Source organism: Oceaniglobus roseus (genome assembly GCF_002869745.1).
In the GTDB taxonomy this organism is placed as follows: Bacteria; Pseudomonadota; Alphaproteobacteria; order Rhodobacterales; family Rhodobacteraceae; genus Oceaniglobus; species Oceaniglobus roseus.
This window is the reverse complement of the sequence record NZ_PNOS01000049.1, coordinates 21,694-30,888: the sequence shown is the minus strand read 5'-3', so window position 1 is coordinate 30,888 and position 9,195 is coordinate 21,694. Positions and strand designations below refer to the sequence as shown.

Annotated in this window: 8 protein-coding genes; 2 read left to right on the top strand and 6 right to left on the bottom strand. The window is 70.0% G+C overall.

Features of this window, described 5'->3' with window-relative positions; all coding sequences use genetic code 11:
• Positions 1–140 precede the first annotated feature (140 nt).
• From A7B20_RS19140 to A7B20_RS19130, 3 genes are all read right to left on the bottom strand, one after another.
• On the bottom strand, positions 141–767 hold the full coding sequence (locus A7B20_RS19140; RefSeq protein WP_102110193.1) for a UDP binding domain-containing protein: 627 nt from the start codon (positions 765–767) through the stop codon (positions 141–143).
• A complete protein-coding gene (locus A7B20_RS19135) occupies positions 764–1,777 on the bottom strand; it encodes an NAD-dependent epimerase/dehydratase family protein (protein ID WP_102110196.1) in 1,014 nt (337 codons plus the stop codon). Before A7B20_RS19135 ends, A7B20_RS19140 begins: the two co-directional genes overlap by 4 nt.
• 83 nt (positions 1,778–1,860) lie before the next feature.
• Positions 1,861–2,877, bottom strand: a complete 1,017-nt coding sequence (locus A7B20_RS19130) for an SIS domain-containing protein (RefSeq protein ID WP_216641224.1) — start codon at positions 2,875–2,877, stop codon at positions 1,861–1,863.
• A gap of 153 nt (positions 2,878–3,030) precedes the next feature.
• On the opposite strand from A7B20_RS19130, the gene dut reads away from it, so the two are divergent.
• Positions 3,031–3,519: a dUTP diphosphatase gene (gene dut, locus A7B20_RS19125; RefSeq protein ID WP_102110192.1), complete on the top strand. Its 489-nt coding sequence runs from the start codon at positions 3,031–3,033 to the stop codon at positions 3,517–3,519.
• On the top strand, positions 3,519–4,562 hold the full coding sequence (locus A7B20_RS19120; protein WP_102110191.1) for a HesA/MoeB/ThiF family protein: 1,044 nt from the start codon (positions 3,519–3,521) through the stop codon (positions 4,560–4,562). Before dut ends, A7B20_RS19120 begins: the two co-directional genes overlap by 1 nt.
• A 4-nt stretch (positions 4,563–4,566) precedes the next feature.
• Here the strand turns inward: A7B20_RS19120 and A7B20_RS19115 are convergent, their stop codons facing one another.
• The 3 genes from A7B20_RS19115 to A7B20_RS19105 all read right to left on the bottom strand — a co-directional run bounded on the left by A7B20_RS19115 (position 4,567) and on the right by A7B20_RS19105 (position 9,184).
• The gene (locus tag A7B20_RS19115) at positions 4,567–5,448 is read right to left on the bottom strand and encodes a dimethyl sulfoxide reductase anchor subunit family protein (RefSeq protein ID WP_102110190.1); all 882 of its coding nucleotides are present in this window, start codon (positions 5,446–5,448) and stop codon (positions 4,567–4,569) included.
• A 3-nt stretch (positions 5,449–5,451) separates the two neighbouring features.
• Entirely contained in the window at positions 5,452–6,210 is a 759-nt protein-coding gene (locus A7B20_RS19110; RefSeq protein WP_102110189.1) for a 4Fe-4S dicluster domain-containing protein, read from the bottom strand.
• Positions 6,211–6,280: 70 nt separating this feature from the next.
• Positions 6,281–9,184, bottom strand: coding sequence for a molybdopterin oxidoreductase family protein (locus A7B20_RS19105; protein WP_102110188.1), 2,904 nt, complete (start codon positions 9,182–9,184; stop codon positions 6,281–6,283).
• Between the last annotated feature and the right edge of the window lie 11 nt (positions 9,185–9,195).

Sequence of the window (9,195 nt, the reverse complement as noted above, 5' to 3'; positions counted from 1 at the left end):
AGACGTGGGAGAGTAGGTCACCGCCAAACCTAACGAACAACCCATACCTCTCTGAACAAAACAAACACACAAAACCCCCCGACGATTCAACCGTCGGGGGGTTTGTCGTCCGGAAGAACGGCAGGAAGAAAGCTGCGGCCTCAGAGCCGCAGGTCGCTGTCCTCCGCGCGGAAGCGGCTCTTCAGGTCGAAGAAGACATGGTTCCGGCGTCCGAAGCGCCGAAGTTCCTCAATCCCGCCATCGATGAACAGCGTGTGGGGCACGGCGAGAAGGACGCCGTCGTAGCTGTCCGGATCCGGATGTACGCTCAGAACAAGGCCATATTCCGCCTTTGCCTCTGACGGGTCGACCCAAGGATCCTGGACCTCCACGGCGACGCCGTAATCCGCCAGCTCGGCCGCCACGTCGACCACGCGGGTGTTGCGCAGATCCGGGCAGTTCAGCGCGGGGCCCACGGTTTCTGAGGCGCCGAGCAGAGCGGTCAGGTCCGGGCGCTTGTGGGCGTCGATCGGGGTCGGGACGGTGACGATGAAGACCCGCGCCGCGGCGAGATCCGCGGGATCCGCGGTGAAGGTCAGGTGCGTCGCGGAGGCCAGATCGGCGCTGTGGACCTCTCGCGTGTGGTCGCGGCCCTGGCGCAGCGCGGCGATGCGGTCGAGCTTGACGTCGAAGCCGATCACCGGGCGGTGCTTGCCGAACTCGACGGCCAGCGGCAGGCCGACATAGCCGTGTCCGATCACGGCGATGGGGGCGTCCGGGGCGATCATCTGCCGTAGTAGTCCCGGAACCAGGTCACGAACGCCTCGATCCCGTCGCGGAAGCCGGTCTGCGGACGATAGCCGGTGAGGCGGTGCAGCAGGGTCGCATCGGCCCAGGTGGCGGGGACGTCGCCGGGCTGCATCTCCATGTAGTTGCGGATCGCCTTCCGGCCGAGACAGTCCTCGATCGCGTCGACGAAATCGAGCAGGCGCACCTTGTCGGAATTGCCGATATTGACGATCCGGAAGGGCGCGACGGGCGAAAGGCTGTCGCCCTCCTCGATCTCCTCCGCCGCGGCGGGGCGCACGGGCGCCGCGTCGATCAGCAGGCGGATTCCGCGCACCAGGTCCTCGACATAGGTGACGTCGCGGTACATCTCGCCGTTGTTGTAGATGTCGATGGGGGTGCCCTTCAGGATCGCGTCGGTGAACTTGAAAAGCGCCATGTCGGGGCGCCCCCAGGGCCCGTAGACGGTGAAGAAGCGGAACATCGTCGTCGGCAGGTCCCAGAGGTGGGCATCGGAATGCGCCATGCTCTCGTTCGCCTTCTTGGTGGCGGCGCAGATCGTCAGCTGGGTGTCGGCCTTGTCGGTTTCGCGGAACGGCATGTCCTCGTTCGCGCCGTAGACCGAGGAGGTCGAGGCCATCAGCAGGTGCCGCACCTTCAGCCGGCGCGCCGCTTCCATGACGTTGAAGGTGCCGATCACGTTGCTGTCGATATAGGCGCGGGGGTTCTCCAGCGAATAGCGGACCCCGGCCTGGCCTGCGAGGTGGACGATGACGTCGGGGGCGAAGGCATCGGCAACACGGTCGAAGGTCGCGGCATCTTCCAGCTGCGCCTCGTCGGCCGAGAAGTTGGGGGTCTGGAGCAGCATCGCGTGCCGGCGCTGCTTCAGCGTGACGTCGTAGTAGTCCGACATCCCGTCGTAGCCGTGGACGCAGAAGCCTTCGGCCAGCAGCAGCCGTGCGAGGTGGAAGCCGATGAACCCGGCGGTGCCGGTGACGAGGACGCGCTGCATGGGGTCTGCCTTCGGACGGTGTTCGCCGCTGCGATAGAAGGTTCCGCGGCGGCGGGCCATGGGCCGATTCCACGGACCCCGGATCAGAGCGTGACCGTGACCTTCTTCAGCAGCCGCGGCGCATCGGGGTCGTGGCCGAGGCGGCGGGACAGTTGTTCGACGAAGCCGTAGAAGGCGGCGACCTGGCAGATCGGATCGAGCAGCGGGTGCGGCGCCTCGGGGCTCGGCAGCGCACCGGGCAGGCCGCTGGAGGCGACGCGCAGGATCCGGGCGCCGGCATCGGCCATGGCGGCTTCCGCCTCGGCGATGCTGGCGTGCCCCGCGTCGCGGCTGTGCAGGATCATGGCCGCGAAGGCGTCGTCGACCAGCGCCATCGGGCCATGGCGCACTTCGGCGGCCGAAAAGGCCTCGGCGTGGACCAGGCAGGTCTCCTTGAACTTCAGCGCGATCTCCCCCGCGATGGCGAGCGCGGGACCGCGGGAGACGACGAAGAGCGGCGTCGCGGCGTCGAAACTGTCGAGCGCGGCGGACCAGTCGGCGGCGACGGCCCGCTCCAGCGCCTCGGGCAGCGACCGGAGCGCGTCGTCCAGGGCAGTGTCCCCCGACCAGGCGGCGGCGAGGGCGGCGGCGCCGACGAGGGAGGCGACGAAGGTCTTGGTGGCGGCCACCGCGCGTTCCGGGCCCGCGGCAAGGTCGAGCACGGTGTCGGCCTTCAGCGCCAGAAGCGAGCCGGGCGTGTTCGTCAGGGCAATCGTCGGCGCACCGACGTCGCGGGCCTTCTCGACGAAGGCGGCAAGGTCGCGGCTGCCCCCCGATTGCGAGATGGCGAGGACGGGGATGCCGCGCAGGCGCAGCGGCGCATCGTAGACCGAGGCAAGCGACGGGCCAAGCGAGGCGACCGGCACCCCGCACAGCATCTCGACCAGGTACTTCAGGTAATGCGCCGCATGGTCGGAACTGCCGCGCGCGCAGGTGACGAGCGTCGGCGGATCGAGCCGGGCCAGCGCCTGGCCGGCCTCGGCATAGCGTTCGCCCCGGGTGGCAAGTTGCGCGGCGGTGCGCGCGGGGATCTCGCGGATTTCTTCGGCCATCCAGCTCATTGGCGGGGTTCGTCCTCGGCGTCGGTCCTGGGGTCCGTGGCAGAGTGCAGGCGGGGGGCCGCAGGCTCAAGGGGCGGCGCGCGCTTTTGTCCATTGTGTTCCGCCGCGGGCTTGCCGCACACTCCCCCCCGATCCATGCCTTCAGGACGTTCCATGACCTCCCCACCCCCTCCCTCCGTTCCCGTCGTGCAGATCCAGCGCGAGGGCGAGGCGGATCCCGGCGTGGCCCTGCCGGACTATGCGACGTCGGGCGCGGCGGGCGCCGATGTGCGCGCGAACCTCCCCGCGGCCGACCGCACCGCCGGCCTCACGCTTGCGCCGCTGGCCCGTGCGCTGGTGCCCACGGGGCTGCGCTTCGCCATTCCCGAGGGGTTCGAGGTGCAGCTGCGCCCCCGCTCGGGCCTTGCGCTGAGGCAGGGGCTGACGCTCCTGAACACGCCCGGCACGCTCGACAGCGATTACCGCGGACCGGTGGGGGTGCTGGTGGTCAACCTCGGCGATGCGCCGGTGACGGTAGAACACGGGATGCGGATCGCGCAGATGGTGGTCGCCCCGGTGGTGCGGGCGCGGTTCGAAACGGTCGGCGCGCTGGACGAGACGGCGCGCGGCGCGGGCGGCTTCGGCTCGACGGGGACTCGCTGATGGTGCTGGTTCTGGTTCTTGCCGCCGCCCTCTGGGGTATCGGCCGCCTGATGGGGGCGCCCCACTCGGCGCGCTGGAGCATGATCGGGCTGCTCTTCGTCGGCGTGCTGGCGCTCCAGATCATCCTGCCCGAAGGCGCCGCCCTGCGCGAGGCGACGGGCGGATCGCTGGAGGAATGGCTTGTGCTGGCCGGTCTCGCCGCGCTGGTCTGGGCCTATTCCGTCGGGCTTGGCCGGCTGCGCAGCCGCGTCCGCCCCGAGAACCGCGCGGCGCCGTCCGAACAGCCGCGGAACGGCTTCCAGTCGACCGAGCTGGAACGATACGCCCGCCACATCGTCCTGCGCGAGATCGGCGGGCCGGGCCAGAAGGCGCTGAAGGACTCGCGGGTGCTGGTCATCGGGGCCGGCGGTCTCGGCTCGCCCGCGCTGCTCTACCTTGCCGCCGCGGGGGTGGGGACCATCGGGGTGATCGACGACGACACGGTGGAGGGGACCAACCTCCAGCGGCAGGTGATCCATGCCGACGCGCGGATCGGGATGCCCAAGGTGTTCTCGGCCGAGGCGGCGATGAAGGCGCTGAACCCCTGGCTGGTGGTGCGCCCCTATCACCGGCGGCTGACCGAGGACATCGCGGCCGAGCTGTTCGCGGACTACGACCTGATCCTCGACGGCTGCGACAGTTTCGAGACGCGCTACCTCGCCAACCGCACCGCAGCGGCGGCGGGGATCCCCCTGATCTCGGGCGCGCTCTCCCAGTGGGAGGCGCAGGTCAGCCTGTTCGACCCCGCCCGCGGCACCCCCTGTTACCAGTGCATCTTCCCCGCGGCCCCCGCGCCGCATCTTGCGCCGTCCTGCGCCGAGGCGGGGGTGCTGGGTCCGCTGCCGGGCATCGCCGGGTCGATGATGGCGGCGGAAGCGGTGAAGGCGATCACCGGCGCGGGCGAGGGGCTGCGCGGCCGGATGATGATCTTCGACGCGCTCTATGCCGAGGCGCGGGTGATCGGCCTGAAGAAACGCGACGGCTGCCCGGTCTGCGGCGGCTGAGAGGTCAGGCGGCGCTGCGGTTATAGTAGAGGCCGACCACATGCTCGGCCTCGGCGAAGAACAGCCAGCGGGCGGCCAGCACGCCCAGGGTGTGCGACAGCACCGCGAGCGCCGCGCCGAGGTGGTGGAAATCGGGCAGCAGCAGCAGGGCCAGCGGCACGAGAAACGCAAGGATCAGCGCGATTGATCGCAGCTTGGTCGCGTGCTTGCGCGCCACCACGAACACCATCTCGCGCGTCAGGTAGCTGCCGCCGGTGTGCGGCGGTTCGAACAGGCGCACCTGCCCGAGGTGCCCGAGCCCGGTGGCGGTCCCGGTGGTCGAGCCCGCGGCGGCGAAACGCGCATCGCCCGCCTTCCAGGCAAGGAACTGCCCCAGCCCCGTCAGCGCCAGCAGCACCAGCGCGGGCCAGCGCTGCCCGGCCAGAAGCGCGCCGCCGCAGAGCGCGTAGCCGAGGAACATCGCGGTCGTGGACCAGTGATGCCAGCGCGGCACCGTTCTAAGCGAGGCGTAGATCATCGAGGTGACGCCGACCGTCGCAAGACAGGCCAGCGCCCCGAGCCAGCCGAGCGGCGCGATCCTGAGCCCGCCCAGCACCAGCGCCGCGGCGAACAGCGCCATGAGGCCGAGCGTGCCCGACGCCGCCCAGGCCTCCCGCGACAGCCAGGACGAACGCCACTGGGTGAAGGCCTTCAGCGCCCGCTCGGGGTGGCCGAGGTGGAAGGCCGAAAAGGCCAGCCCGCCCCCCGCCAGCACGAAGCCGATGGCGAAGAACACCGCCGCGATCCAGCCCGTCACCGATGGCAGGCCGACCCCGAGGAAGGCCAGGAGGCCGAAGCCGAGGCCCGAGAGCGTGGTGAACAGGATCAGGGAGGGCGCGGGATGCATGGCTCAGAGCTTCCCGAGCGCCCGGTCGAGCCAGCCGAGGAACCCCTTCGGATGCTCGTCCACCGGCGCGAGGTAGGGGGCCAGCACGTCGATCTCGGCATCCCGGGGCCGCGGCGGCAGGTACTTGTTGACCGGTTTCGTCCCCTGCTCGGGCATCAGGTCCATGCCGCCCCGCGCCTCCACCAGCCGCGACACGGCGCTGTCGGGATCGGCGAGGTCGCCGAAGTGCCGCGCCCCCGCGGGGCAGGTCCGGACGCAGGCGGGCTGGCGGTCCGCCTCCGGCAGGTTGTCGTTGTAGATCCGGTCGACGCAGAGGGTGCATTTCTTCATCACCTTCTCCGCCGGGTCCATCTCGCGCGCGCCATAGGGACAGGCCCAGGCGCAGAGGCCGCAGCCGATGCAGTCGGTCTCGTTCACCAGCACGATCCCATCCTCGACCCGCTTGTAGCTCGCGCCGGTGGGACAGACGGTGACGCAGGGGGCGTCGTCGCAGTGCAGGCAGGACTTCGGGAGGTGGAACATCTGCGCGGGCGGCAGGCTGCCGTCCTCGCGCGGGTCGGGCTGCACCTCGAAGGTGTGGATGCGGTTCAGGAACGCGCCCACGGGATCGGTGCCGTAGGCATCGGCATCGGCCAGGGGCGCGCCGTAGTTCTCGGTGTTCCAGCCCTTGCAGGCGATCACGCAGGCATGGCAGCCGACGCAGGTGTCGAGGTCGATCACCAGCCCCAGCTTCCTCTCGGTCTTCTCCGGCAGATCGGTCATGCCACCCCTGGCTTCTTCTTTGCCCAAATACTCCCGCCGGAGGCATCCGCACCATCGACCCGCACGACGCTCACTCTTTCGCTCCGGTCGTCCGCCGCACCGTCTGCGGCGCGGGCGGTACAGGCGATCTCTGGGTGCCGGTGTCGGGATAGGTCTGGCGCGGCGCGGCCACCTTCTCGATCTTCACCCGCAGGTCGAACCAGGCGGCCTGCCCGGTCACGGGGTCCGAGTTCGACCAGCGCAGCCCGTCGCCCTTGGGTGGCAGCAGTTCGTGGATCAGGTGGTTCAGCAGGAAGCCCTTCTTCGCCTCGGGCGCTTCGGGGTCCAGCGCCCAGGCGCCCTTCCGCTTGCCGATGGCGTTCCAGGTCCAGACGGTGTTCGGGTTCAGCGCGGCCATGTGGGCGACGGGCACCGTGATCTCGCCATGCTGCGAGGTCACGCGGGCCCAGTCGCCGGTCCTGAAGCCGTTCGCTTCCCAGACGCCGGTCGGGACGTAGAGCGGGTTCATGCCGTGGATCTGCCTGAGCCAGGCGTTCTGGCTGCCCCAGGAGTGGTACATCGCCATCGGCCGCTGGGTCAGCGCGTGGAGCGGGAACTCCACCGGGTCGGCGTGGCCGTCCTGAAGCGGCGGATACCAGATCGGCAGCGGGTCGAGCGTGGCGCGGATGCGGGCGCGCAGGTGATCGGGCGGCTGGCGGCGTCCCTGTCCCTCGGCGGCGAGCTGGAACCGGCGCAGGGGTTCGCACCAGAGCGAGAAGACGTAAGGCAGAGGCTTGTCATAGAGGCCGATCGCGACTGCCCAGTCCTGGTAGGCGCGGTTCCAGGGCTTGTAGAAGGCGGCCTCTTCGGGGATGTGGCCGGTCCAGAAGCCGCCGTTGCGGATGTAGGAGTCGAGCTGCGCGCCGTTCGGGGCGCCGCGGCCGTGGCGCAGGCCCGACCCCGCGGTTGCCGGGGTGGACTCGCCTTCGGCTTCGCCCACCCGCCAACCCGCCAGCGGTCCCACCCCGGCGCGGCGCTCGTGGGTCTGGATGTAGTCGGCGTAGTCGCTGTAGACGGGCGAGCCGTCCGCCGCCGTCATCCCCGGCAGCTTCAGGCGGTGGCCGAGGTCGAGCAGCGTGGACTGGAAGCCGCGCACCCCCGCATGTCCCGGGCGCTCGGGCTCCACCACCGGCCAGCGGATCGCGTCGGCGGCGGCCTCGGGTTCCGAGATCGGGCGGTCGAGGAGCGAGATGCAGTCGTGGCGTTCGAGGTAGGTCGTGTCGGGCAGGACGAGGTCGGCATAGGCGACCATCTCGGACGAGTAGGCGTCGGAGACGATGATCCGGGGAATGACGTAGTCGCCGCCGGCGTCGGTGTCGCTCAGCATCCGCTGGACTTCGGCGGTGTTCATTGACGAGTTCCAGGCCATGTTCGCCATGTAGAGGAACAGCGTGTCGATGGGATAGGGATCCCCCGCGTGGGCGTTCGAGATGACCATGTGCATCATCCCGTGGGCCGACATCGGATTTTCCCAGCTGAACGCCTTGTCGATGCGCGCCGGGCTGCCGTCTTCGGTCAGGCACAGATCGTCGGGGCCCTGGACGAAACCGAGGTGCGGCCCGTCGAGCGGCTTGCCCGGCGTGACCCTGCAATGGGGCTTCGGGTGCGCCGTGGCGGGCTTGGGGTAGGGCGGTTTGAACCGCATCCCGCCGGGGGTCTCGACCGCGCCGAGCAGGATCTGCAGCAGGTGCAGCGCGCGGCAGGTCTGGAAGCCGTTCGAATGGGCCGAGATGCCGCGCATGGCGTGGAAGGACACCGGACGGCCTGTCATCGTCTCGTGCCGGTGGCCGCGGAAGTCCGTCCAGGGGCGGTCGAGCGTGATCGCCTCGTCGAAGGCCGTGCGGGCGAGGTCGGCGGCGATGCGGCGGGTGGTGTTGGCGGGGATGCCGGTCAGCCGCTCGGTGGTTTCCGGGGCGTAGTCGTCGGAGAGGTAGCGCTCGGCGATGTGCTGCATCACGCTGCGGTGGCTGACACCCGCGCGGCGGAGCGAGCCGGCAAGGTCGGGTTCCACCCCCTCGCCGTCGAAGGGGGCGGGTTTGCCGGTCCTGCGGTCGATGACCATGTGCACGCCGTCGTCCGTGGTCAGCAGCAGGCCGTGGTCGGGCGACTTCGGATCGCCGTTCACCAGCACCGGCGCGTTGGTGAAGCGGGCGAGGTAGGAAAGGTCGATCCTTCCCGCCTTCAGCAGGCAGTGGATCAGCGACAGGATGAAAAGGCCGTCGGTGCCCGGCGTGATCCCCACCCATTCGTCGGAGACGGCATTGTAGCCGGTGCGGATCGGGTTAACCCCGATGACCTTGGCGCCGCGGGCCTTCAGCTTGCCCAGTCCCATCTTGATAGGGTTGCTGTCGTGATCCTCGGCCACGCCGAAGAGCATGAAGAGCTTCGTGCGTTCCCAGTCGGGCGAGCCGAACTCCCAGAACGCGCCGCCCATGGTGTAGATGCCGGCCGCCGCCATGTTGACCGAGCAGAAGCCGCCGTGCGCGGCATAGTTCGGAGTGCCGAAGGCCTGCGCCCACCACGAGGTGAAGCTTTGCGACTGGTCGCGGCCGGTGAAGAAGGCGAGCTTCTCCGGCGCCTGTTCCCGCAGCGGAGCGAGCCAGCCGCGCGCCGTCTCCATCGCCTCCTCCCAGCTGATCTCCTCGAACTGGCCGGACCCGCGGGGGCCGGTGCGCTTCAGGGGGGCGCGCAGGCGGGCGGGGGAGAGGTGCTGCATGATCCCGGCCGACCCCTTGGCGCAGAGCACGCCCCTGTTCACCGGGTGGTCGCGGTTGCCCTCGATGTAGGCGACCTGAAGCTTGCCATCCGCGCCGCGCTTCATGTGCACGTCGATGCCGCAGCGGCAGGCGCACATGTAGCAGGTGGTCTTGCGGATCTCGTCCGAAACCTTCGGCGCGGTGTCGACGTGGGGCTGGGTGCGGTCGGGGGCGATCATGTCAGGATCGG

Bases quoted from the DNA above. Each gene is read 5' to 3' on its own strand.
- A7B20_RS19140 (WP_102110193.1), bottom strand. From the start codon at position 767: ATGATCGCCCCGGACGCCCCCATCGCCGTGATCGGACACGGCTATGTC.
- A7B20_RS19115 (WP_102110190.1), bottom strand. From the start codon at position 5,448: ATGCATCCCGCGCCCTCCCTGATCCTGTTCACCACGCTCTCGGGCCTC.
- A7B20_RS19135 (WP_102110196.1), bottom strand. From the start codon at position 1,777: ATGCAGCGCGTCCTCGTCACCGGCACCGCCGGGTTCATCGGCTTCCAC.
- A7B20_RS19120 (WP_102110191.1), top strand. From the start codon at position 3,519: ATGGTGCTGGTTCTGGTTCTTGCCGCCGCCCTCTGGGGTATCGGCCGC.
- A7B20_RS19110 (WP_102110189.1), bottom strand. From the start codon at position 6,210: ATGACCGATCTGCCGGAGAAGACCGAGAGGAAGCTGGGGCTGGTGATC.
- A7B20_RS19105 (WP_102110188.1), bottom strand. From the start codon at position 9,184: ATGATCGCCCCCGACCGCACCCAGCCCCACGTCGACACCGCGCCGAAG.
- A7B20_RS19130 (WP_216641224.1), bottom strand. From the start codon at position 2,877: ATGAGCTGGATGGCCGAAGAAATCCGCGAGATCCCCGCGCGCACCGCC.
- dut (WP_102110192.1), top strand. From the start codon at position 3,031: ATGACCTCCCCACCCCCTCCCTCCGTTCCCGTCGTGCAGATCCAGCGC.